Raw genomic sequence first — 23,080 nt, 5'->3', positions numbered from 1 at the left:
GTTAGGATTTCAATGACATTATCAACTGCTGACATACGCCAAAAGTTTATCGATTACTTTAAAAGTCACGGCCACCAGGCAGTGGCGAGTTCCTCATTGGTACCTGCAGATGATCCTACGCTCCTGTTCACCAACGCGGGGATGAACCAGTTCAAAGACGTTTTCCTTGGAGCAGAAAAGCGCAGCTACTCCCGTGCAGTGTCTTCACAACGTTGTGTGCGTGCCGGTGGTAAGCACAATGACCTGGAGAACGTTGGCTATACTGCCCGTCATCACACCTTTTTCGAAATGCTGGGTAACTTCAGTTTTGGCGATTACTTCAAAAAAGACGCCATTTCCTTTGCCTGGAATTTCCTGACTGTTGAGCTTGGATTACCAAAAGAGAAACTGCTGGTAACCGTTTATTCAGAAGACGATGAAGCCTTTGATTTGTGGGAGAACCACATTGGCGTACCGGCAGAAAAAATCATCCGGATTAACACGTCAGATAACTTCTGGTCGATGGGTGATACCGGTCCCTGCGGTCCCTGTTCTGAAATTTTCTATGATCACGGTGAACACATCTGGGGTGGCCCTCCGGGAACGCCTGAAGAAGACGGTGACCGGTTTATTGAAATTTGGAACCTGGTTTTCATGCAGTTCAATAAGCAGGCAGACGGTACCATGGAACCACTGCCTAAGCCTTCTATCGATACCGGTATGGGTCTTGAGCGTATTTCTGCCATTCTTCAGAATGTGCACAGCAACTATGAAATTGACCTGTTCCAGAACCTGATTAAAGCGACTGCTGACATTACCGGGGCTAAAGACCTGGAAGACAAGTCTTTACGTGTTGTGGCTGACCACATCCGTTCATGCGGCTTCCTGGTATGTGACGGCGTAATGCCGGGCAACGAAGGTCGCGGCTATGTACTGCGCCGTATCATCCGTCGTGCTGTACGTCACGGCTATCAACTTGGTGCGAAAGACATTTTCTTCTACAAACTGGTAGCGGCCCTGGTGAAGGAAATGGGCGAGTTTTACCCTGAACTGGCTGACCAGCAACCTGTCATTGAGAAAGTATTGCGGGTTGAAGAAGAGCAATTCAGTAAGACTCTTGAACGGGGCATGAACATGCTCAATGACACGTTATCTTCACTGGAAGGCGATACAATTCCCGGTGAAGTGGTGTTCAAACTGTATGACACTTACGGATTCCCGGTTGATCTAACCAACGATGTTGCCCGCGAACACGATGTGAAAATTGACGAAGCCGGTTTTGAAAAAGCTATGGAAGCTCAGCGTGCCCGTGCTCAGAAAGCCAGTAACTTCGGTGCCAATTATAACGACCTGCTGAAAGTTGAACATGAAACAGCATTCACCGGTTATACCGATGTGGAAGGCGAGGCAAACGTTGTCGAACTTATTTATGACAATCAATTTTGTGAATCTCTCACCGACGGGCAGGAAGGTGTTGTGGTATTAGACCAGACGCCCTTTTATGCCGAATCCGGAGGTCAGGCCGGCGACCGTGGTGTGCTTAAAGTGGCTAACGGTGAATTTATTGTTACTGATACCCAGAAAATGGGTAATGCATTCGCGCATAAAGGTAAGGTTGTCGGTGAAATACGTAAAGGCGAAAAAGCGGCTGCGGCTATCGACAACAGCAATCGTGAAGCCGTGAAGCAAAATCACAGTGCGACGCACTTGCTGCATGCTGCGCTGAGAGAAATCTTAGGTGATCATGTCACTCAGAAAGGCTCTCTGGTAGAAGCACAGCGCCTGCGTTTTGACTTCTCCCATTTTGAAGGCGTGACGGCAGAGCAGTTACTGACAATTGAAAACCGGGTAAATGAAGAAATTCGCGCTAACCATGCGCTGCAAACTGAATTAATGGAACTGGATGAAGCCAAAGCCTCTGGTGCGATGGCATTGTTCGGTGAGAAGTACGATGAGAAAGTACGCGTTGTCACAATGGGTCCGTTCTCTGTTGAACTTTGCGGTGGTACTCACGTCAAACGTACAGGTGATATAGGTTTATTTAAGATTGTGTCAGAAAGTGGTATCGCATCAGGCGTTCGTCGCATAGAGGCGATAACCGGCGCAACTGCAGTTGAGTTTGTTCAACAACAACAAATTCAATTACAGACCGCAGCCGGATTGCTGAAAACTGACGTATCAGGACTGGTTGACCGTATCGGTGTACTGCAAACGCAAACGAAAGAGCTTGAGAAAGCATTATCAGCGGCGAAGCAAAAACTGGCTTCTCAACAAGGCGCTGACATGCTGGGTCAGGCTATCGAAATTAACGGTGTGAAAGTGTTAATTTCTGAACTGGAAGGCGTTGAGTCGAAAGCGTTGCGTGGAATGATGGACGATCTTAAAAACCGAATCGGCGAAGGGATCGTAGTACTAGGTATGGCTGATGGTGCGAAAGTCAGTTTGATAGTTGGTGTGACCAAACAGCTTACCGGCAAAGTGAAAGCAGGCGAATTAGTAAACTTTATTGCCTCACAGGTTGGCGGAAAAGGTGGTGGCAGACCAGACATGGCGCAAGCCGGTGGTAGTCAGCCAGAAAATTTGGCAAGTGCATTGGCTTCGGTTAACGCATATTTGTCAGATAAGCTATAATCCAGATTGTAAGGTAATCAGTGAGTTTTTGGAGTGACACAAAAACACGGAATCACTGTCGTTACCGTCGGGTCGTGCCGGCGAGTGACATAAGGTTAAAGGATATTTTCATTTGTAAAGGATCAGGAGCAAGCGAATGCTTATTTTGACTCGTCGTGTAGGTGAAACCCTGATGGTCGGTGATGATGTAACGGTTACCGTATTAGGCGTTAAAGGAAATCAGGTACGAATTGGTGTGAATGCGCCGAAAGAAGTATCAGTGCATCGTGAAGAGATTTACATGCGTATACAGGCTGAGAAAGGCGGGCAACCGGGTAACAGTGTTACCGAATAATCCCGATAGAAAAAGGCCGGTTGAACCGGCCTTTTTTGACTCTGAGGTATGACAGAGCGGGCTTTTTATCCGATTTGTTTAAAATGGCAGCATACGATTCATTTTATTGAAAAAAGGGTTTGACTCCCTCACGAGTATCAGTAAAATGCGCACCACTGTTACGGAGAGGTGGGTGAGTGGCTGAAACCAGTTCCCTGCTAAGGAACCATACCTATTACTGGTATCGAGGGTTCGAATCCCTCCCTCTCCGCCATTGTTCAAGGTTGGACGTGGTGGCCAACAATAAGTTTTAATGCGCGTGTGTAGCTCAGCTGGATAGAGTACCTGGCTACGAACCAGGCGGTCGGAGGTTCGAATCCTTCCACACGCGCCATCTTATAAAAGCACCACCTTTTACGGTAAAACGTAAAAGTACAGTTAAAGCGTGTGTAGCTCAGCTGGATAGAGTACCTGGCTACGAACCAGGCGGTCGGAGGTTCGAATCCTTCCACACGCGCCATACCGGAAAGCCCACCATCAGGTGGGCTTTTTTCGTTTTAACCTTCCTCTTTGACTTTTCTACCTTGCGATTGCTTAAATATCGCCCACACTGAATGCATAGCACATGTGCAGGTTTGTCCGGTGTTCTGTCTGATTTTCATCGCAAAATGTTGCTTTTGTTGGTGAATATAAGGCCGAAGTCGCATTGTTTCTGCATGTTTAACATGTTACTTATTCTTAATACTCACATCACAATATAAACAGGTTCTGACATGGCATCGGATTCGTTAGTTAGTTTGCTTGGTGAAGCTGCCACATTAATGTTAACCGGCATGGTATTTGTGTTCGCTTTTCTGGCACTGCTCATCGCAGGTGTTAAAGCCATTGCCTGGTACTGCCGGCGTTATCCAGGCAATGAAGACGTCGCTGCACCGGTAAGAACGCCATCAGCACCTGCTCAGTCAGCCGTAGGCGGGCAAACCATAGCTGCCATCACAGCAGCCATTCATCAGCACAGAAACAATCAAAAATAGCATTAAAGAGGATTTTTTATGTCTAAGCCACTGGCACTGACAGAACTTGTATTGCGTGATGCACACCAGTCTTTACTGGCTACCCGCATGCGCCTGGAAGACATGTTACCCATTACAGGCGAGCTCGATAATGCAGGTTTCTGGTCTGTTGAATCCTGGGGAGGGGCAACGTTTGATGCCTGTATCCGTTATCTGGGGGAGGATCCGTGGGAGCGTATCCGGGCGCTGAAAAAAGCCATGCCGAAAACGCGGCAACAAATGTTGCTGCGTGGGCAGAACTTATTAGGATACCGCCACTATGCTGATGATGTGGTTACCCGGTTTGTTGAACGTGCCCATGAAAACGGTGTAGATGTTTTTCGCATATTTGATGCGATGAACGATGTTCGTAATCTGCAAACGGCAGTTAAGGCTGCTATTGATTGTGGCGCGCATGCTCAGGGTACCATGTCCTATACCATTAGCCCTATGCACACCATCGACGGCTGGCTGGATATGGCTAAAAAATTAGAAGACATGGGTGTGCACTCCATTTGTATCAAAGACATGGCCGGTTTACTTAAACCTTACGAGTGTGAAACGCTGGTTACCCGCCTGAAAGAAACCGTGCAGGTACCTATCGCCATGCAGTGTCACGCCACAACCGGCCTGAGTACTGCAACCTATCAGAAGGCCATCGATGCCGGCATTGATATGCTGGATACCGCTATATCTTCAATGAGTATGACATACGGTCACAGCGCCACAGAGACTATCGTGTCGGCTCTGGAAGGCACAGAAAGAGACACTGGCTTGTCGCTTGAGGGGTTAGAAGACATTGCCGCTTACTTCCGCGACGTGAGAAAGAAATACGCCAGTTTTGAAGGCAGCCTCAAAGGTGTGGATGCCCGTATATTGCTGGCGCAAGTACCCGGCGGCATGTTGACGAATATGGAAAGCCAACTGAAAGAGCAGGGCGCAGAAGATAAGTTTGACGAAGTATTGAAAGAAATTCCCCGTGTGCGTGAAGATTTGGGGTTCATTCCTCTGGTCACACCCACCTCGCAGATTGTGGGCACACAGGCGGTGCTGAATGTGCTTACCGGTGAGCGCTATAAAAGTATTTCCAAAGAAACGGCGGGTGTACTGAAAGGCGAATATGGCGCAACTGCTGCGCCGGTGAATGCTGAATTGCAGGCCCGTGTGCTTGATGGTGGTGAGCCGGTTACCTGCCGTCCGGCTGATTTGATCAAGCCGGAAATGGAAAGCCTGACTGACGACCTCGCATCATTGGCCAAAGAAAAAGGCTTCCTGTTGGCGGAAGAGCAAGTTGACGACGTACTCACTTACGCATTGTTCCCGCAAATCGGTCTGAAGTTCCTGCAAAACCGCGGCAACCCGGATGCCTTTGAACCTGCGCCGGGCAAGGAGCCGGAAGTGGCTACAGCACCTGTTGCTGCTCCAAACGCCGCGGGACAGCCCTCAAGTTACGATGTGAAAGTAGACGGCAAAGTGTATCACGTGGAAGTGGCTGAATCCGGCACGCTGACCAGTGTTACACCGGCCGAAACAGCGCGCGCACCGGCTCAAAGCAGCACAGCCGCACCGGCTGGCGGACAGGCAATCAATGCTCCGTTATCCGGCAATGTGTTCAAAGTTTTAGTATCTGAAGGTGATGCTGTGTCCAACGGGGATGTGGTTATTATTCTTGAAGCGATGAAAATGGAAACCGAAATTCGTTCCGCTTTTGACGGAACAGCTGGCCGTATTCTGGTGAAAGAGGGTGACAGTGTTGCCAGTGGTCAGGCGCTGATAGAGTTAAACTGATGGAAAAATTATCAATTTTATGGGACAGCACTGCGCTGGCGCATTTTCAGGGCGGGCAACTGGTGATGATGGCAGTGGGGTTACTGCTTTTATATCTGGCCATCGTGAAAAAATTCGAGCCGTTATTGCTGTTACCCATCGGTTTCGGCGCGCTGTTAACCAATATTCCGCTGGCTGGCTTCAGTGAACCGGGTGGACTGTTATATTACATCTATGAAGTGGGTATTCATTCCGGCGTGTTTCCGTTATTAATTTTCATGGGCGTGGGAGCAATGACGGATTTTGGCGCATTGATCGCAAACCCCAGGATGTTGTTGCTGGGCGCGGCGGCTCAATTTGGTATTTTTGCCACATTGTTCGGTGCTATTGCCCTTAATTTCATTCCCGGTTTTGACTTCACGTTAAAAGATGCCAGTGCTATTGCCATCATCGGTGGTGCTGACGGACCCACGGCAATCTTTCTGGCTTCCCGTCTTGCTCCTGATTTGCTGGGGGCAATTGCTGTCGCCGCTTATTCTTACATGGCACTGGTTCCTATTATCCAGCCTCCTATTATGAAGGCCCTGACCAGTGAAGATGAGCGGAAAATCGAAATGGCGCAGTTACGCCACGTGTCGCAAAAAGAGAAAATCATATTTCCTCTGGCGGTACTCATTCTGACTATACTATTCCTGCCTTCTGCAACACCACTGGTGGGTATGTTTTGTTTTGGTAATCTCATGCGGGAATGCGGTGTGGTAGACCGGCTGTCAAAAACGGCGCAGAATGAACTTATCAATATTGTGACCATTTTCCTCGGCCTGGCTGTGGGTTCTAAATTATCTGCCGATAAATTTTTAACGGTGGAAACGTTAGGGATCCTCGGTTTAGGTGCGATTGCTTTCGCTATCGGCACTGCCGCCGGCGTATTGATGGCAAAACTCATGAATAAAATGAGCGGTGGCGGGATTAATCCGCTAATCGGCGCTGCCGGGGTGAGCGCTGTACCCATGGCGGCGAGAGTGGTCAATAAAGTGGGTCTGCAGAGTAACCCGCATAATTTCCTGTTAATGCATGCCATGGGGCCGAATGTGGCCGGTGTACTGGGGTCTGCCGTCGCAGCGGGTATTCTGCTGGCGCTGGTGGGTTAATTGTCTTCCCAGGCAACGTTGACCACTCAGGTCAACGTTTGCTGGGGCACCAGTGACTGATATGCAAGGATCAGCTTTTTAGTCATATCATGTTGCGGCCAGCGGAAGATTGTTTCCGTTTTGCCGGTTTCAACAATCTGTCCGTTTTCCATCACGATGATCCGGTCAGCAATGTGTCTCACAATGCCTAAGTTGTGTGAGATAAAAATAAACGACAACCCCAGCTCTTTTTGCAGGTTCAGGATCAGGTTTACCGTCTGCGAGCGTACTGAAGGGTCCAGTGCGGCAAAGGGTTCGTCTGCGACCAGAATCTTTGGCTGTAATACCATGGCTCTGGCGATGGCTACACGCTGCTGCTGACCATCAGACAACATGTGGCGGTAAAAGTAGTAGTGATCACGCAGCAGTCCCACTTTAACCAGAATATCTTCGATGACTTTCTTGCGTTCTGTTTCATCCAGTTCAGTGTTCAGCGATAATGGCTCATCAAGAATACGGCCTACAGGAATACCGGGGTTCATGGCTTCGTTGCTGTGCTGGAAAATCATGCGGATATCGTTGCTGGCGTTATAACTCTTAGTCGATTTCTTTTTGGCTGCGTTATACATTACGTTGCTGAGGAATATCTCGCCTTCATCGGCAGGCACTGCACCCACCAGCAGCTTGGCCAGCAGGGATTTTCCGGCGCGGTTTTCACCGATAATGGCAATGGTCTCGCCGCGCTTCACACTCAGTTCTATAGGCCCTAAGGCAAACACTTCCGGCTTTTTCAGCCAGCGTTTCTTATCACTGTGGCGGAATGTCAGGCCGCTGACATGCATGATCTCACTCATAACTTCTCCATGTGCAGCGGGAAGTGACAACTGTAAGTGTGGTCATGGATACGACGCACGCCGGGCGTACTGACACAAGCGCGCTGGGCGCGGGGGCAGCGCGGGCCCAGCCGGCAGCCAATGGGAACGTGCTGCAATGAAGGAATGGTGCCGTCCAGTGCCGGCAGCACTGACTTAGGCGGTAAGTCATTCCTGAAACTCGGCGCACTGTCCAGCAGAGCTTTGGTGTACGGGTGAAGCGGCCGTTTACGGATATGTTTCATCTTGCCGGATTCAACAGTTTGTCCGCAGTACAGCACTGTCATGGTGTGAGACATACTGGCGATGGCAAGCAAATCGTGGCTGACAAACAATATGGATAAAGACTTTGTTTGATTCAGACGTGTCAGTAACTTCAGTACTTTGGTCTTCGTGGTCGTTTCCATGCCACGGGTGGGATCGTCAGCAATTAGCAGTCTGGGCTGTGAAATCAGCGCCATAGCAATCATGAACTTCTGACCAATGTCGGTAGGCACCTGGTGGGGATACGCATTCAGATAGTGCTTATGATTTTTAATCCCGACTTTGTGCACAGTACTGATAGCAGTTTTCCGGCGGTCCTGCTTACGTTGCCAGAACCATTTACCGTTTACCAGTTCATCCGGGATGGCTTCCTCTAACTGCTCACCTAATGTGGTGGAGGGATCCATGGCTGATACCGGATCCTGAAATACCACGCCGATATCCCGGCGCATCAGTTCACGCCGCTCTTTTGCTGACATGGACAGCATATTTTTGCCGTTCCAGCTCATTCTGTCAGCGGTGATACGCCACTGCTGGGGAAGTGAACCGGAAATTGCCTGAACCATCAAACTCTTGCCTGAACCGGATTCGCCAACCAGCGCGCGGATTTCTCCGCTGTTAACGGTCAGGTTCACTTTATCTAACGCTTTAACACGGGTATTCCCGTTGTCTATCTCAAGCGTCATATTCTTTATATCGAGCATGGGCATTAGTGTGTCAGCCTCCGTCGAAGTGCAGAGCGCAGTCCGTCACCGACAATGTTCACCGCCAGTACCATCAAAAATATCGTCAGGCCGGGAAGGCCCACATTCCAGGGCGCGATATAAGCCACATCCAGTCCGTCTGCCAGAATTACGCCCAGCTCGGGAAGGGGCGGCTGTGCACCGAGATTCAGAAAACCCAGTGCGGAAATGTCGATGACAGCAATGGATAAGGCGAGTGAACCCTGTACCACCAGCATTTCAATCATATTCGGCAGCACCGAGTGAAAAAATAACTGCAAAGGCCGGGCGCCATCCAGCCTGGACGCCAGAATGTATTCTTTTTTCATTTCACTGCGCACATAAGAGCGGGTGTGATGGATAAACTGAGGGATAAGTGCCAGCGTAATTGCCCACATACTGTTAACGAGACCAGTACCCAGAATGGCCACGATAATAATGGCTATCAGCAGAGTAGGGATGGCCATCAGTGCATCCAGAGTATGATTTATCACACTGGAGCGAACACCGCTGGTCATGCCGGCGATGGTGCCGATTGTTACACCTGCCAGCATAGCGATAAGCACCAGCATCAGGCTGGAACCGAAGGTAACACGGCAGCCGTACATAATGCGTGAAAATACATCTCTGCCCAGTGCATCAGTACCGAACAGGTGAGAGATGGTACCGTTCGGTTCCCAGCTCGGCGGCACCAGCAGGGCATCGATGTTTTGTTGTAACGGGTCGTAAGGCGCTACCAGCGGCGCAAACAGAGACACGAAAAAAAACAGTCCGAGCACGATGAAGCCGGCAAAGGCCACATGACTGCTGCGGAACTCTTCCCAGGTGCGCTGCCAGGGAGAGGGCTGCGATTCTTCCTGATATAAACTAAACCGTGCCACGTTCGTACTTTTCCCTGCTTGGATCGATAAAGCGGTTAAACAAATCAATCATAATTGTAAAACTGATCACCACTGTAGCTACTGCCAGCATACCAACACGCAGTGCCGGATAATCGCGCTGGTAAATGGCTTGGATCAGCCAGTTGCCAATACCCGGCCAGGAAAACAAGGTTTCAACAATCATGGCATTGGTGATGAGCGTCGTAATCTGGATCGCCATCAGTGGCAGAATGGGGAGTAAAGCGTTTCTCAGTATATGGCGGAAAAAGATTTGCCGCTTGGAAAGTCCGCGGGATTCTGCCGCTGCAATGTACGGGCTTTTCAGCACGTCGATCACTGAACGCCTTGTCAGCCGGACCATGGAGGCGGTGGAAACCAGCGCGATAGATACCGTGGGCAGGAGTAGGTGGATGAGTGCATCGCTGAGTGCCAGGCCGCTGTCCACACTGTCAGCAATGATGATGTCGATGAGGATAAAGCCGGTCTGCGGAGGCACATCAAATAGCAGGCTCACACGCCCTGATAACGGTACCACACCAAGATTCAGACTGAAAAACAAGATGAAAACCAGTGCTATCCAGAATACCGGAAATGAGTAACTGACCATACTGGCTGAGTTAATCAGGTAATCCCGTTTGGTGTAACTGCGTAACCCCGCGTAACAGCCAAGAGGCACACCTACAAAAATGGCGATAAAAAGCGCATAGGCACTGAGCTCTATTGTGGCGGGCATGGCGATACCGATTTCCTGCCTTAACGGCAGACCGGATATAAAACTGTACCCCCAGTTCCCCTGAAGCAGTTGCTGAACATAATAGATAAATTGAAACAGATAGGGTTTATCGAGCTGAAACTGGCGGATGAGTGCAGCACGCTGCGCCTCATTTTGCGGCGTGATTCCTGTCAGATTCACCAGTACGTCGCCGGGAAACAAATAAGCAAGGGCGAAGGACAATGCCGCCAGCACGAGCATAGTGGTTATAAACAGGGTCGCATAGCGGATCAGAATTTGTATCACAGGGATTTCGTCACTCCGGCAAAACGTACACCACCGTACGGATTAATACTCATGCCCTTCAGATTTTTACGGTAAGCCTGATACCGGTATGCATGAGCAATAGGCACGATGGGTAATTCATCATACAGCAAGCGGTTCACTTCTTCATAGATTGCTTTGCGCCGCTCCATATTTTGCGTTTGCAGGGCTTCATTAATCAGTGAATCGTATCGTTCGTTACACCACATTGCGCGATTGGTGCCGGACGGGATCGCGCCGCAACTGAGCAAAGGCCGGTAAAAGTTGTCCGGATCACCGTTGTCTGCGGACCAGCCAATCAGCACGCTATCGTGTAAGCCTTCCCGCAGATGGCGGCGAAACGTGGTCCAGTCATAAGTGACAATATTCACCTGAATATCCACCGCTGACAAATATCGCTGGATCAGCTCAGCCATTTTGGTGGCATTCGGGTTGTAAGCGCGCTCCACCGGCATTGCCCAAATTGTCATGGTAAAGCCCGGTTCAATACCGGCTTCAGTGAGTAATTTTTTCGCCAGTACCGGATTGTAAGCGGTGTCTTCGGCATCACTCTGGAAAGCCCAGCTGGCTGTAGGAAGCAGGGTTTTTGCCCGTGTGGCACTGTCAAAGTACACAGCTTCAAGGAGGGTATTTTTGTCGATAGCCAGTGCCAGCGCTTTACGCACGTCCGGATTGTCGAATGGAGGCCGGTTGGTATTGAACGCCCAGAAACCGATGTTCAGACCGGGTTTTTCAGATAACTCAAGCTCTTCACGGTTACGGATTACCTCCAATTCTGTCTGGGCAGGGAAGGCGATAGCATCACACTCTCCGGTGATCAGTTTGGCAAGCCTGATTGAGCTCTTCGGCGTGATGTCGTAAATCAGGTGTTCCGTGTTTGTCTGGCCCTCCGGCAGCGACTGTTCACCCCAGTAATGTTCGTTGCGCAGAAAACGGATATAGTGGTCTTTGCGGTAGCTTTCAAATTTAAACGGGCCTGTACCAACAGGGTAATAGTCAATTCTCTCCGGCGTGCCACGGCTCAACAGAAAATCAGCATATTCGGCTGATAAAATAACGGAAAAGTCTGTCGCCAGGTTCGCCAGGAAAGAGCTGTCACGCTGTTTTAAGGTGATCTCAATCCGGTAGCCATTGATGCGCTTCACATCTTCAATATTGGCAGCGATGCCGAGACTTTCGAAATAAGGGTAGCGTCCACCGGACACGCTGTGATAAGGATTAGCCTCCAGCCGCCAGCGGTTAATGCTGAAAATGACGTCGTCGGCGTTAAAGCTCCGGGTCGGGGTAAAGTAAGGCGTGGTGTGAAATTCCACATCTTTATTTAACTGAAATGTATAGGTAAGTCCGTCATCAGATACCAGCCAGCTGCTGGCCAGGTTTGGCACAATCTGACCGGTTTCAGGATCGAAATCCATCAGCCGGTCGTAAACCTGGTGGGCGGTGGCATCGGCGGTGGTGCTTGAAGTATCGGTTTGCGGGTTGAAATTCACCGGATTACTTTCAGAACAGTAGATGATACCTGACTGGTAAAAAGCAACCTGCTCTGATTTATCGCAGGCCTGAAGCCCTGTTAGTGCGACCAGTATAGTTGCCCACCGAAAACCCCGTCGCACCGTTATGCCTCCACAGATTCCGCTGAAGAATCCAGTAAATTGTATTTCTTTAAATAGCCTCTGAGCTGATGATAAGTCAGACTCAACTTTTCTGCAGTCTTTTTCTGATTAAACTGACTGTCTTCAAGTGCTTGCCTGATCATATCAATTTCAAATTGCTGGGAGCGCTCCTTCAGATCCAACGGATAAACCGGAGCTTGCGGAGCCTCGGGCACCGGCGTAAATACAGCGTCGTTGGGAGGCGGGGGTAAATCAGGCTGAATGCCGTTGATTTCAGATGCCGGCTGGGGAGCGGTAATTCTGTCCTGAGTCTTAATGCGACCTTTTGGTCTGAAGGGGGATTCAAACGGGTCAAGAATGATTTCGTGGACAGGCAGGTGAGGGTTATTGCAGCGGTACACGGCTCTTTCCACCACGTTTTTGAGCTCACGGATGTTACCCGGCCAGTGATAATCGAGTAAGGTGCGGCGGGCCTTCTCTGTAAAGCCACTGAATAATTCCATATCCAGTTCCCTCGCCATATTAATGGCAAAGTTTTCAGCCAGTAACAGAATATCATCTTTCCGTTCTCTCAACGGTGGAATGGTAATAACGTCAAATGCCAGTCTGTCGAGTAAATCGGCGCGGAATTCGCCGCTTTCCGCCAGCGCGGGTAAATCTTCGTTAGTTGCTGCTATCAGGCGAACATCTGTTTTGAGTGTTTTAGTACCGCCCACACGTTCAAATTCACCGTACTCAATGACCCGGAGTAATTTTTCCTGAATCAGACCTGAGGTGTTCGCTAACTCATCCAGAAACAGGGTGCCGTTGTTGGCGACTTCAAAGCGGCCCTCACGGCGTTTGGCTGCACCGGTAAATGCTCCCGCTTCATAACCGAAGAGTTCACTTTCGAGCAGATTTTCATTCAGCGCGGCACAATTCAGCTTGATGTAATTTTGATCCCAGCGCTGAGACAGAAAGTGCAGACGGGCGGCAATAAGCTCTTTACCCGTCCCCCGTTCTCCGATAACCAGCACCGGCTTGTTAAGTGGTGCGATTTGGGAAATTTGTTCCAGTGTTTCCAGAAAGCTGTTGGCCTGACCCAGCAAGTTATCCTGTTGGCGAAATCTACTCATTTAGTCCCTCAATTGTTAGTCATTTAGACCAATAATTAGTGTAGATGAAAAACTTCGCAGAATCGAACATTAATTTAATTCAGAAAAAATGAATAAATTCAGTGAATTAAAAAGACTTAGCTAGTTGGCAAGCATATTGAATAGCTTAAGACAGAGATGCGTATTAACTACGAGCATTAAAATCCATGCACTTTTGCATGATTCCATACGAGCTGGAGGTAATGAATATGGGTATCTTCTCGCGTTTCACCGACATAGTGAACTCAAATATTAATGCATTGCTGGATAAAGCTGAAGATCCGGAAAAAATGGTTCGTCTGATTATTCAGGAAATGGAAGACACACTGGTTGAGGTGCGTTCAGCATCTGCGAAAACCATCGCCAGTAAAAAGGAAATTACTGCACAAATCAGTAAGTACGAAGCCGATGCTCAGGACTGGCAGGCCAAAGCGGAACTGGCTTTAAGTAAGGACAGAGAAGATCTGGCACGTGCCGCGTTGCAGGAACGTAAGAAAGCTGCAGAAGCTGCCGTTGCTCTGGGTAAAGAGCTTGCAGTAGTGGAAGAGCAGATTTCGAAACTGCAGGATGAGGTTGGACAGTTACAGGACAAGCTGGCCGATGCAAAAGCCCGTCAGAAAGCGATTATCATGCGCCAGAAAACGGCGAGTTCACGTTTAGAAGTGAAACGTACACTGGATAGCAGTAAAGTAGATGCTGCTATGGGCCGGTTTGAGCAATATGAGCGTAAAATCGACGACCTGGAGTCTCAGGTAGAAGCGTACGACTTAGGTAAGAAAACGCTGAATGATGAATTTGCCGAGCTGGAAGCCGGCGATAAAATTGACGAAGAATTAGCGGCGTTAAAAGCTAAAATAAAAGAAAATAAGAGCGCAGAATAATGCGCGCCCGGTGCCGGTTTCCTTGCTCACAGGAAGCCGGACAATCGGCTTTGTGGGCAGTTCTCACTAGAAATCGGAGGTTATGGTTATGGACGAGGGAATACTGGCATTGCTATTGGTACCCTTATTTTTGTTTTTGATATTTGTCGCACCCATCTGGCTTATTCTGCACTATCGCAGTAAAAAGCAAGTCAGTCAGGGGTTAAGCGCAGAAGAGTTCGCAACGATCAATGAACTCGCGGAAAAGGCTGAAAAAATGTCTGACCGCATCAAAACATTGGAAGCCATTCTTGATAGTGAAGCGCCTCAGTGGAGAGACAGAGCATGAACCGTCAATTCTATCGTGACACCGAAAATGCCAGAATTGCAGGGGTATGCAGTGGTATAGCAGACTATTTCGGGTTGGAAAGATGGCTGGTCAGAATTCTGGTTGTGTCTGCTTTTTTCTTGCTGGCCGGTACCTTCGTGTTCATCGGCTACATCGCCTGCTGGTTTATTCTGGAACCGAAACCTGCCAATATTTCTGCTCAGCAGGATGATCCGCTAAGCCAGTTTAAAGGGCACCAGGGTAAAGGCTGGACGAACAGCAATACCGGCGCACAGCAGCATGAGTCATCCGGCAAGGTGTCGGTAAAGACGAAAGTCTGGCAGGCCGGTGAGCCACCGAAGCAGGCAGTGCATGATATCGCCTCGAGGTTCAAAGAATCAGAATTGCGTCTGCGCAAAATGGAAAAATATGTAACCTCCAGAGAGTTTCAGTTAAACCGTGAAATCAGCCAGCTCTGAATAAAATGACGGCAGAAGCCGACCGGTAGTTAAAGAACTCAAATGAGGGCCGGTGACACATCAGTGTCACCGGCCTTTTTATTTACTTTCAATAATTCAGTGGCTTATATTGATTTGTAAAATTAATGTTACATCGGAGGTCTCAGGCTGAATCAGCCTGAGACTTCCACAGTGTCATAAATTCCTTAGACTAAAATGAGTAACAGCAATTAAGGTTTTTTATGGCGAAGTCATCTGCTTATCAGTCCAGGCAACCGGACGAAAACGGTGTGATCTCCTGGTCCGGAGAAGAAAACAAGATTTGGTCTGAGCTTTATCAACGTCAGGATTCGTTATTACAGGGCAGAGCCTGTAAACAGTATATGCACGGGCTGGCACTACTGGACCTGCCAGCGCACCGCATACCACAATTAGGTGAGATTGACCGGATCCTGCAAGCAACAACAGGCTGGCAAACCGCGCCGGTACCGGCACTCATCAACTTCTCATCCTTTTTCTCGCTACTGGCAAATAAGCAATTTCCGGTGGCAACATTTATCAGAAGTAGGGAAGAATTCGATTATCTGCAGGAACCGGACATTTTTCACGAGGTCTTCGGCCATTGCCCGCTGTTAACCAATCCTTCTTTTGCGCATTTTACCCATACCTACGGCAAGCTGGGTCTGGATGCGTCGAAAGAAGAGCGTATCTATCTGGCCCGCCTGTACTGGTTTACCGTTGAATTTGGTCTGGTCAATACCCCCGCTGGGCAGCGTATTTATGGCGGCGGTATTTTGTCATCGCCGGGTGAAACCCTTTATGCGCTGGAAAGCGATGCCCCTGTGAAAGTGCCGATGAATGCGCTGGATGCCCTGCGTACACCTTACCGCATCGATATTATGCAGCCGCTGTATTATGAGTTGTCCGATTTCGATGATCTTTTTACGCTGGCAGAAAGCGATATCATGCATTTAGTGCGTCAGGCCATGCGGCTTGGCCTCTATGACCCCCTGTTTGAACCTGCGCCCAGACGGGTGAGTTAAACAAATTTAAGCGTTCCAATGTTAGTATATTGTGATATCCTGTAAATATATATTTACAACAAAAATGACAGAATACTATGCGCTTAGAAATCAGTTGTCAGGACCGTCTTGGGATCACTCAGGACATCCTGGATATCCTGGTGGCTCATGAAATCGATTTACGGGGCATTGAAATCGATGAAGCGGGCAAAATTTTCCTCAATTTCCCTAATCTCGAATTCGAAGATTTTCAGCATCTCATGCCAAAAATCCGGAGGATCAATGGTATTGATGACGTAAAAACCACGCCGTATATGCCCGGCGAGCGGGAGCGGAATCAGCTTTCGGCCATTTTGCGTACTTTACCTGACCCGGTATTTTCCATCGACAACCGCTGTCGTGTACTTATGTGCAATGAAGCGGTGATCAGTGGTCTTGAATTACCGTTTTCCGATATTGAGTCCACAGAAATCAGTGAGCTGGTTAAAGGGTTTAACTTTAACCGCTGGATGGAGAGCAAGGACAATGCGGCCACTTCAGTGAAGGTGAAGTTTATCCAGCAGGATTATCTGGCGGATATTTTGCCGGTGATAGTGCCGGATGGTCAGAACAGTGCCATCTTTGCCGGTGCGGTGGTGATCCTGAAATCAGAAATGCGCCTGGGTCAGCAATTTACGGCTTTTCATCAAACTGAAACGGATTCTTTCGATCACTTCATCATCCGGTCACCGGCTATGGCAAAGGTTGTTAACGATGCCAAACAAATTGCCGATCTCGATGCGCCGGTACTGATCTTCGGCGAAACCGGTACGGGAAAGGAAATGATTGCTAAAGCCTGTCACCAGGCAAGCCGGAGAAACAAAGGTGAGTTCCTTGTACTGAATTGCGCTTCGTTACCTGACAGTGTCGCAGAATCTGAGTTATTCGGTTATGCAGCCGGTGCATATAATCAACCGGAGGGTAAAGCAGGCTTACTAGAGCTGGCAGAAGGCGGTACAATTTTGCTGGATGAAATCGCTGATATGTCTCCGCAATTGCAGGCTAAATTGCTTCGCGTACTGGAGCACAACGAATTCAGACGCGTTGGTGATGATAAACCCGTAGCGGTAAACGTACGTTTCATTTGCACTACCGGCCGGGATCTCGGGCAGATGGTGGAAGAGGGCGTGTTCCGCAAAGATTTATACTATCGCCTGAATGTACTGAGCCTGGTCATGCCGTCATTAAAGGAACGCAGACCGGACATATTGCCACTGGCCGAGGCGTTCATTTTGCAACACAGCAGTAAACTGGGACGCCGGCCGGCCAAGCTGAGCAAATCCTGTGTGGATTTCCTGCAGCAGTACCCCTGGCCGGGAAATGTCAGGCAGTTACAGAACGCCTTATTCCGTGCGCTGTCGTTGCTCGATGGCAATGAAATTTCAAAAGAAGATATTCAGTTGCCTTCCTGTGCACCCAGTGTCACGTACATCGATGAAAACTTTGACGGCACGCTGGATGAAGAGGTGAAGAAATTTGAGCGGGATCTGCTGAAACGTTTGTATCCATCCTACCCGAGTACCCGTCAGCTGGCGAAAAAATTAGGCCTGAGCCATACAGCCATTGCCAACAAGTTGCGTGAATATGGCATTAATAAAGGTACTGTAAAGTTATAGATACGCTCTGTACTGCCCGCTTTACAAAAATCCCGGGGCAGGGGGCTTCACAGGCGGGCATTTTAATGGTGTCCGCCTGTTGTTCAGTTTTATTTACGGCTTTCCTCCGTCAGACCTTCAATGCTATCCGCAGGCCCTGTCTTTTCTGATTGTTAAATTTGGTGTTTATTGATCACATAACTTTTACAAGTGTGAGGAAACACCATGTCACAAGTCGATTACTCTTATAACCCGCTGGGCTCAGACGGTTTCGAATTCGTTGAATATACCGCTGCTGATGAGAAAGGTATTGCGGCCCTTAAAGACCTTTTTTCATCTCTGGGTTTTGCTGAGGTAGCCAGCCACCGTTCCAAGCGTGTGTGGTTGTATCGTCAGGGGGATATCAATTTCATTGTGAATGCTGAACCGGCATCACAGGCAGAAGAATTTGCCAAATTGCGTGGCCCCAGTGTTTGCGGCATGGCGTTCCGTGTTAAAGATGCAGGAATTGCAATGAAGCACGCACTGGCAAACGGCGCGAAGCAATTTGTGGGCAATCTGGGACCCATGGAACTGAATATTCCTGCCGTTTATGGTATCGGCGAGAGCACGCTTTACTTTGTTGACCGCTACGGTGATGACAGCATTTACGACGTAGATTTCAGCTTTTATGACGACTGGCAGGCAAGCATGGAAAAAGCCGGAGCCGGCCTGAGTTTTGTCGATCATCTCACTCACAATGTCCGCCGGGGTAACATGGCGTTGTGGGCCAATTTCTACGAGAACATCGGCAACTTCCGCGAGATCCGTTACTTTGATATAGAAGGCAAACTCACCGGCCTGGTGAGCAAAGCGATGACGTCTCCCTGCGGTAAAATTCGTATTCCTATTAATGAATCGTCCGACGATAAATCTCAGATTGAAGAGTTTATCCGTGAATATAACGGAGAAGGTATTCAGCATATCGCATTAGCCACTGACGATATCTATCAGACCGTCAGAGATTTGAAAGCCAGAGGTATGCGCTTTATGGACACGCCGGATACCTACTATGAAGGCGTGGATGCCCGTGTGCAGGGGCATGGTGAAGATTTGAATATGCTCAAAGCATTGCGCATTTTAATCGATGGTGCACCAATGAAAGATGGCATCCTGCTGCAAATCTTTACCGATACAGTCATTGGCCCTGTATTTTTTGAAATTATCCAGCGCAAAGGTAACGAAGGTTTCGGTGAGGGGAATTTCAAAGCGTTATTCGAGTCCATAGAACTCGACCAGATCCGCCGTGGCGTTTTAGATGGCCAGGCGCAGGACGAGAAAGAAAATGCGTAACTGGATCCGGTTTCCGGCTGCGCAGGGGACGCACTCGAAGCAGGCCCACGCCGATTTTCCGGAAGAGGGCATTTATGAACGTGAAATTGGTCGCAGTGGCTTTTTTGGCCCTGCTAGTCATTTACATCATAAACATGCGCCGACCGGTTGGATTGACTGGGAGGGGGATTTACGACCCCGCGCCTTCGACTTGAATAAGTTGCCCCGTGATGCAGAGCACGGGCCTTTTTCCGCTACTCTGATCCTCGGCAATGCTCACTGTAAATACCGCTTATGGCATTGCCATACTGCCATGCCGCGCCTGGCCCGCAATGCTGACGGTGACGACTTATTGTTCATTCATGAAGGTGAAGGAGAACTGTTTTGTGATTACGGACATCTGCCGGTAACCGCCGGTGATTATGTGCTTATTCCCCGCTCCACGCTATGGCGGCTGGAGCCGGCAAAGCCCATGACCATGTTAATGATTGAAGCGACTAACGAAGCGTATCAGTTGCCGGATAAAGGCATGCTGGGAGGTCAGGCGATTTTCGACCCCGCCGTGCTGGAAATACCGCAAATCAATGACAGGTTTATCGGCCAGCAAGACGAGAATAACTGGCAGGTAGAGGTGAAACGGGGCAACAAGGTGTCGGTGATCACTTATCCCTTTAATCCTCTCGATGCCATTGGCTGGCACGGTGAAGTGTGTGTGGTCAAGCTGAACTGGCGGGATATCAGACCTTTAATGAGTCACCGTTATCACTTACCACCGTCAGCCCATACCACGTTTGTAGCTCCGCGTTTTGTTGTCTGCACTTTTGTTCCACGGCCAATAGAAAGTGACCCCGGCGCTTTAAAGGTGCCGTTTTATCACAATAACGACGATTATGATGAAGTACTGTTCTATCACGAAGGCGACTTTTTCAGCCGTGACAACATTGAAAAAGGCATGGTGACTTTTCATCCGGCGGGGTTCACTCACGGCCCCCATCCAAAAGCCTTTGCCGCCGGTCGTGCCCATAAAAAGACATTTACTGATGAAGTCGCTGTGATGCTGGATACCCGTGACGCACTTGAGATGGGGGATGCCGCACTGGCGACAGAAAATCCGGAGTATGTGAATAGTTGGAAGACACCGGTGAAGGAGAATGAACAATGAAATTTGCGACCTATAAGAATGGCAGCCGTGACGGGCAACTGATGCTGGTTTCACGGGATTTGACCCGTACTGCTGCGGTACCGGATATTGCACTGACATTGCAACACGCTCTGGACAACTGGGCGCAGGTTGCCGGCGCATTGCAGTCACGATATGAACAATTAAATGATGGATTAATTGAAAGTGAGGCGTTCAAAGAAGAGCGCTGTGAGTCGCCTCTGCCACGTGCTTATCAGTGGGCTGACGGCAGTGCCTATGTGAATCATGTGGAACTGGTGCGTAAAGCCCGCGGTGCAGAGATGCCAGAGAGCTTCTGGACAGATCCGCTGATGTATCAGGGCGGGTCTGATGACTTCACCGGCCCCCGGGATGACGTTATTTTACCCAGTGATGACTGGGGTATTGATTTCGAAGGGGAGGTGGCGGTTGTCACCGACGATGTGCCAATGGCATGTTGTGAAACTGTCGCGGCTGAACGCATCAGGTTGATTATGCTGGTGAATGATGTGTCACTCAGGGGGCTCATTCCCGGTGAACTGGCTAAGGGATTCGGATTCTTTCAGTCTAAGCCTGCCAGCAGTTTTTCTCCGGTGGCGGTAACACCTGACGAACTGGGTAGTGCATGGAACCAGGCACAGGTTTGCCTGCCATTACGCTCAACCTATAACGGCGAGTTATTCGGCATGCCCCATGCGGGCACCGACATGACATTTAACTTCGCGCAACTGGTTGCGCATGCCGCGAAATCGCGTAATCTGGGAGCAGGAGCTATTATTGGCTCAGGTACCGTATCGAATAAACAGGGTACGGACCATGGCAGCGCTGTAAAAGAAGGTGGTTTGGGTTATTCCTGTATTGCCGAAATCAGGATGATTGAAACCATCCGTGACGGCAAGCCATCCACTCCCTTTATGCAGTTTGGCGACAGGATCCGCATAGAGATGCTGGATGAGCAGGGACACAGTATCTTCGGCGCGATCGAACAACAGATTAAACCACTCAGCTAACAAGAAGTGGCAAGCAAAAAAGGGCGAAACATGAGTCTGAAACTTTATGGTTACTGGCGTTCTTCGGCAACCTACCGGGTGCGCATTGCAATGAACCTGAAGGGGTTGGATTACGAATATGTACCGGTTCACCTGGTAAAAGAAGGCGGTGAACAAACTCATGAGGTGTTTAAGCGTCTGAATCCGGCGCAACTGGTACCTGCACTGGTGGATGACGATGAAGATTTCGTACTCAATCAGTCTCTCAGCATCATCGAATATCTGGATGAAAAGTACCCTGATACTTGCCGTCTGATCCCCGAGCACGCGCTTGAAAGAGCACGGGTTCGCGGACTGGCCCACGATATCGCCATGGAGATGCAGCCGTTAGGAAACTTACGGGTGCTAAATGCATTGCGGGATGATTTCAATGCGGAAGATGAAGACATTGCCGCATGGGTGCGCAAGTGGTCAGAAAAAGGCTTTCAGGCGATTGAACGTCGTTTGCAAACACAAGCCGGAAAGTACTGCTTTGATTTTAATGTCACCATGGCTGATGTTTGCCTGGTGCCACAGGTATACATTGCTAAGCGGTTTAAACTGGACATGACACCGTTTCCGCTCATTTCCAAAATTGTTGATAACTGTCTGGCGCTGAATGCGTTTGAAAAAGCGAGACCAGAGAATCAGCCGGACTGTCCTGAATAACCATGACATAAGAAACAAAAAGCCCGTTGATACTGCCATGTAGCAACGGGCTTTTTTGTTTCTGATAACCGCTTACTGACTTTTTATTGGTAACTCTGTGGTGTTCTTCACCTGCTTCAATGCAAAAGTGGAGCTTAAGTGATCGACCAGTGGCAGATGGGTCAGCTTGGTTTTCAAAAGATATTCATACTCTTCAATGCTTTCAACAACCACTTTAAGAAGATAATCCTTCTCTCCGCTGGTGGTATGACATTCTACGATTTCATCGATTGACTGTACCGCCGCTTCGAAATCGGTGAGTGAATCTCCGTCGTGGTTTTTCAACGTCACGAATATGAAAACCGATACGCCGAGATTCAGTTTTTTGCTGTTCAGCAGCGTCACTTTTCGAAGAATAATTCCTTCTGATTCCATGCGTTTAACACGGCGCCAGCACGGCGTATGTGACAATCCGACCTTTTGACTCAAGTCGGCCATGGAGACAGTGGCATCCTGTTGAAGCACGCGAAGAATTTCGCGGTCAAATTTATCTAATTTCATTAATCAGGCATCTCGTCAGGTGTATGATAATTATTATAACACTCACATAATACTAGGATATATATCCTAGTCTATAGTTCTTGTGAATAACCATATTTCCTCTTGTAAACATAGCTTGAAATTAATGCAAAATCTGTCCTCGTGATGTTCGGATAAGATAGCCGGGTTATCAGTCACGATCAGAAGAAGAAAATCCATGTCAGTTTTTGAACATCCAGAGTTTGACAGTCACGAACATGTGGCATTTTTCCACGATGAAGCTTCGGGCTTAAAAGCGATTATTGCAGTGCATAATACGAATCTCGGTCCGGCATTAGGCGGTTGCAGAATGTGGCCGTATATCAACAGTCATGAAGCGCTGACAGATGTTCTCAGGCTTTCAAAAGGCATGACCTACAAGTCTGCTATGGCCAACCTGAAGCTGGGGGGCGGGAAGTCGGTGATTATCGGCGATCCCCGTAAGCACAAGTCTGAAGAAATGATGCTGGCTATGGGAAGATTTGTAGATTCTCTGGGCGGCAAGTATTTCACTGCTGAAGATTCCGACATTGCAGTGACTGATTCTACCACCCCTGCCCCCCCCTCCTCCCACCCCCCCCCCCCCCCCCCCCCCCCCCCCCCCCCCCCCCCCCCCCCCCCCCCCCCCCCCCCCCCCCCCCCCCCCCCCCCCCCCCCCCC

General features: G+C 49.2%; 22 protein-coding genes and 3 tRNA genes. 18 read left to right on the top strand and 7 right to left on the bottom strand.

Features of this window, described 5'->3' with window-relative positions:
• The first annotated feature begins 12 nt into the window (after positions 1 to 12).
• From alaS to ACXAH4_RS18875, 8 genes are all read left to right on the top strand, one after another.
• Entirely contained in the window at positions 13 to 2,610 is a 2,598-nt protein-coding gene (gene alaS / locus ACXAH4_RS18910; protein WP_474851061.1) for an alanine--tRNA ligase, read from the top strand.
• 136 nt (positions 2,611 to 2,746) lie between these two features.
• On the top strand, positions 2,747 to 2,944 hold the full coding sequence (gene csrA, locus ACXAH4_RS18905; protein ID WP_119500605.1) for a carbon storage regulator CsrA: 198 nt from the start codon (positions 2,747 to 2,749) through the stop codon (positions 2,942 to 2,944).
• Between the two features lie 162 nt (positions 2,945 to 3,106).
• Positions 3,107 to 3,197: transfer RNA gene (locus tag ACXAH4_RS18900), tRNA-Ser, on the top strand.
• Between the two features lie 43 nt (positions 3,198 to 3,240).
• Positions 3,241 to 3,317 (top strand) — tRNA-Arg (locus tag ACXAH4_RS18895).
• A gap of 49 nt (positions 3,318 to 3,366) precedes the next feature.
• A tRNA-Arg gene (locus ACXAH4_RS18890) sits at positions 3,367 to 3,443 on the top strand.
• Positions 3,444 to 3,696: 253 nt separating this feature from the next.
• Positions 3,697 to 3,957, top strand: coding sequence for an OadG family protein (locus ACXAH4_RS18885; protein ID WP_474851062.1), 261 nt, complete (start codon positions 3,697 to 3,699; stop codon positions 3,955 to 3,957).
• Positions 3,958 to 3,975: 18 nt separating this feature from the next.
• The gene (gene oadA, locus ACXAH4_RS18880; RefSeq protein WP_474844691.1) at positions 3,976 to 5,763 is read left to right on the top strand and encodes a sodium-extruding oxaloacetate decarboxylase subunit alpha; all 1,788 of its coding nucleotides are present in this window, start codon (positions 3,976 to 3,978) and stop codon (positions 5,761 to 5,763) included.
• Positions 5,763 to 6,893 carry a sodium ion-translocating decarboxylase subunit beta gene (locus ACXAH4_RS18875; protein ID WP_119500617.1) on the top strand — a complete coding sequence of 377 codons (1,131 nt, stop codon included), beginning with the start codon at positions 5,763 to 5,765 and terminating at the stop codon, positions 6,891 to 6,893. Before oadA ends, ACXAH4_RS18875 begins: the two co-directional genes overlap by 1 nt.
• A gap of 26 nt (positions 6,894 to 6,919) precedes the next feature.
• Here the strand turns inward: ACXAH4_RS18875 and ACXAH4_RS18870 are convergent, their stop codons facing one another.
• Genes ACXAH4_RS18870 through pspF form a run of 6 tightly spaced genes read right to left on the bottom strand, consistent with a single transcriptional unit; the run spans position 6,920 to position 13,375 of the window.
• Entirely contained in the window at positions 6,920 to 7,726 is an 807-nt protein-coding gene (locus ACXAH4_RS18870) for an ATP-binding cassette domain-containing protein (protein WP_474844692.1), read from the bottom strand.
• A complete protein-coding gene (locus ACXAH4_RS18865) occupies positions 7,723 to 8,718 on the bottom strand; it encodes a peptide ABC transporter ATP-binding protein (RefSeq protein ID WP_119500619.1) in 996 nt (331 codons plus the stop codon). The genes ACXAH4_RS18870 and ACXAH4_RS18865 overlap by 4 nt, the downstream gene beginning before the upstream one ends.
• Complete coding sequence (locus ACXAH4_RS18860) at positions 8,718 to 9,611, bottom strand: ABC transporter permease subunit (protein WP_119500620.1); 894 nt, start codon at positions 9,609 to 9,611, stop codon at positions 8,718 to 8,720. Before ACXAH4_RS18860 ends, ACXAH4_RS18865 begins: the two co-directional genes overlap by 1 nt.
• On the bottom strand, positions 9,598 to 10,629 hold the full coding sequence (locus ACXAH4_RS18855) for an ABC transporter permease (RefSeq protein WP_119500621.1): 1,032 nt from the start codon (positions 10,627 to 10,629) through the stop codon (positions 9,598 to 9,600). Before ACXAH4_RS18855 ends, ACXAH4_RS18860 begins: the two co-directional genes overlap by 14 nt.
• Complete coding sequence (locus ACXAH4_RS18850; RefSeq protein WP_474844693.1) at positions 10,626 to 12,260, bottom strand: ABC transporter substrate-binding protein; 1,635 nt, start codon at positions 12,258 to 12,260, stop codon at positions 10,626 to 10,628. Before ACXAH4_RS18850 ends, ACXAH4_RS18855 begins: the two co-directional genes overlap by 4 nt.
• A gap of 2 nt (positions 12,261 to 12,262) precedes the next feature.
• Complete coding sequence (gene pspF, locus ACXAH4_RS18845) at positions 12,263 to 13,375, bottom strand: phage shock protein operon transcriptional activator (protein WP_474844694.1); 1,113 nt, start codon at positions 13,373 to 13,375, stop codon at positions 12,263 to 12,265.
• A gap of 227 nt (positions 13,376 to 13,602) precedes the next feature.
• On the opposite strand from pspF, the gene pspA reads away from it, so the two are divergent.
• The 9 genes from pspA (at position 13,603) to maiA (ending at position 21,862) form a co-directional block, all read left to right on the top strand.
• Positions 13,603 to 14,274 carry a phage shock protein PspA gene (pspA, locus tag ACXAH4_RS18840; RefSeq protein WP_119500624.1) on the top strand — a complete coding sequence of 224 codons (672 nt, stop codon included), beginning with the start codon at positions 13,603 to 13,605 and terminating at the stop codon, positions 14,272 to 14,274.
• A gap of 88 nt (positions 14,275 to 14,362) precedes the next feature.
• Complete coding sequence (pspB, locus tag ACXAH4_RS18835; protein WP_303575340.1) at positions 14,363 to 14,602, top strand: envelope stress response membrane protein PspB; 240 nt, start codon at positions 14,363 to 14,365, stop codon at positions 14,600 to 14,602.
• Positions 14,599 to 15,060, top strand: a complete 462-nt coding sequence (gene pspC, locus ACXAH4_RS18830; RefSeq protein ID WP_474844696.1) for an envelope stress response membrane protein PspC — start codon at positions 14,599 to 14,601, stop codon at positions 15,058 to 15,060. Before pspB ends, pspC begins: the two co-directional genes overlap by 4 nt.
• A 221-nt stretch (positions 15,061 to 15,281) precedes the next feature.
• Entirely contained in the window at positions 15,282 to 16,082 is an 801-nt protein-coding gene (gene phhA / locus ACXAH4_RS18825) for a phenylalanine 4-monooxygenase (RefSeq protein ID WP_474844697.1), read from the top strand.
• Between the two features lie 77 nt (positions 16,083 to 16,159).
• Entirely contained in the window at positions 16,160 to 17,716 is a 1,557-nt protein-coding gene (gene tyrR / locus ACXAH4_RS18820) for a transcriptional regulator TyrR (protein WP_474844698.1), read from the top strand.
• 204 nt (positions 17,717 to 17,920) lie between these two features.
• Positions 17,921 to 19,027, top strand: a complete 1,107-nt coding sequence (hppD, locus tag ACXAH4_RS18815; protein WP_474882995.1) for a 4-hydroxyphenylpyruvate dioxygenase — start codon at positions 17,921 to 17,923, stop codon at positions 19,025 to 19,027.
• Entirely contained in the window at positions 19,020 to 20,168 is a 1,149-nt protein-coding gene (locus ACXAH4_RS18810; RefSeq protein WP_474882993.1) for a homogentisate 1,2-dioxygenase, read from the top strand. Before hppD ends, ACXAH4_RS18810 begins: the two co-directional genes overlap by 8 nt.
• A complete protein-coding gene (locus ACXAH4_RS18805; protein WP_474882991.1) occupies positions 20,165 to 21,175 on the top strand; it encodes a fumarylacetoacetate hydrolase family protein in 1,011 nt (336 codons plus the stop codon). Before ACXAH4_RS18810 ends, ACXAH4_RS18805 begins: the two co-directional genes overlap by 4 nt.
• A gap of 30 nt (positions 21,176 to 21,205) precedes the next feature.
• Positions 21,206 to 21,862, top strand: a complete 657-nt coding sequence (maiA, locus tag ACXAH4_RS18800) for a maleylacetoacetate isomerase (protein WP_474844702.1) — start codon at positions 21,206 to 21,208, stop codon at positions 21,860 to 21,862.
• 72 nt (positions 21,863 to 21,934) lie between these two features.
• Here the strand turns inward: maiA and ACXAH4_RS18795 are convergent, their stop codons facing one another.
• Complete coding sequence (locus tag ACXAH4_RS18795; protein WP_119500633.1) at positions 21,935 to 22,402, bottom strand: Lrp/AsnC family transcriptional regulator; 468 nt, start codon at positions 22,400 to 22,402, stop codon at positions 21,935 to 21,937.
• 196 nt (positions 22,403 to 22,598) lie between these two features.
• Between ACXAH4_RS18795 and ACXAH4_RS18790 the strand changes: the two genes are divergently transcribed.
• On the top strand, positions 22,599 to 23,080 hold a 482-nt coding region (locus ACXAH4_RS18790; protein ID WP_474882989.1), incomplete at its 3' end, for a Glu/Leu/Phe/Val dehydrogenase dimerization domain-containing protein.

The organism is Alteromonas sp. ABV2_168, from assembly GCF_056161165.1.
This window is presented reverse-complemented; position numbering and strand designations above follow the sequence as displayed.

Excerpts from the sequence above, each read along its gene's own strand:
- alaS (WP_474851061.1), top strand. The coding sequence starts at position 13 with ATGACATTATCAACTGCTGACATACGCCAAAAGTTTATCGATTACTTT.
- csrA (WP_119500605.1), top strand. The coding sequence starts at position 2,747 with ATGCTTATTTTGACTCGTCGTGTAGGTGAAACCCTGATGGTCGGTGAT.
- ACXAH4_RS18885 (WP_474851062.1), top strand. The coding sequence starts at position 3,697 with ATGGCATCGGATTCGTTAGTTAGTTTGCTTGGTGAAGCTGCCACATTA.
- oadA (WP_474844691.1), top strand. The coding sequence starts at position 3,976 with ATGTCTAAGCCACTGGCACTGACAGAACTTGTATTGCGTGATGCACAC.
- ACXAH4_RS18875 (WP_119500617.1), top strand. The coding sequence starts at position 5,763 with ATGGAAAAATTATCAATTTTATGGGACAGCACTGCGCTGGCGCATTTT.
- ACXAH4_RS18870 (WP_474844692.1), bottom strand. The coding sequence starts at position 7,726 with ATGAGTGAGATCATGCATGTCAGCGGCCTGACATTCCGCCACAGTGAT.
- ACXAH4_RS18865 (WP_119500619.1), bottom strand. The coding sequence starts at position 8,718 with ATGCCCATGCTCGATATAAAGAATATGACGCTTGAGATAGACAACGGG.
- pspF (WP_474844694.1), bottom strand. The coding sequence starts at position 13,375 with ATGAGTAGATTTCGCCAACAGGATAACTTGCTGGGTCAGGCCAACAGC.
- pspA (WP_119500624.1), top strand. The coding sequence starts at position 13,603 with ATGGGTATCTTCTCGCGTTTCACCGACATAGTGAACTCAAATATTAAT.
- pspB (WP_303575340.1), top strand. The coding sequence starts at position 14,363 with ATGGACGAGGGAATACTGGCATTGCTATTGGTACCCTTATTTTTGTTT.
- pspC (WP_474844696.1), top strand. The coding sequence starts at position 14,599 with ATGAACCGTCAATTCTATCGTGACACCGAAAATGCCAGAATTGCAGGG.
- phhA (WP_474844697.1), top strand. The coding sequence starts at position 15,282 with ATGGCGAAGTCATCTGCTTATCAGTCCAGGCAACCGGACGAAAACGGT.
- tyrR (WP_474844698.1), top strand. The coding sequence starts at position 16,160 with ATGCGCTTAGAAATCAGTTGTCAGGACCGTCTTGGGATCACTCAGGAC.
- hppD (WP_474882995.1), top strand. The coding sequence starts at position 17,921 with ATGTCACAAGTCGATTACTCTTATAACCCGCTGGGCTCAGACGGTTTC.
- ACXAH4_RS18810 (WP_474882993.1), top strand. The coding sequence starts at position 19,020 with ATGCGTAACTGGATCCGGTTTCCGGCTGCGCAGGGGACGCACTCGAAG.
- ACXAH4_RS18805 (WP_474882991.1), top strand. The coding sequence starts at position 20,165 with ATGAAATTTGCGACCTATAAGAATGGCAGCCGTGACGGGCAACTGATG.
- maiA (WP_474844702.1), top strand. The coding sequence starts at position 21,206 with ATGAGTCTGAAACTTTATGGTTACTGGCGTTCTTCGGCAACCTACCGG.
- ACXAH4_RS18795 (WP_119500633.1), bottom strand. The coding sequence starts at position 22,402 with ATGAAATTAGATAAATTTGACCGCGAAATTCTTCGCGTGCTTCAACAG.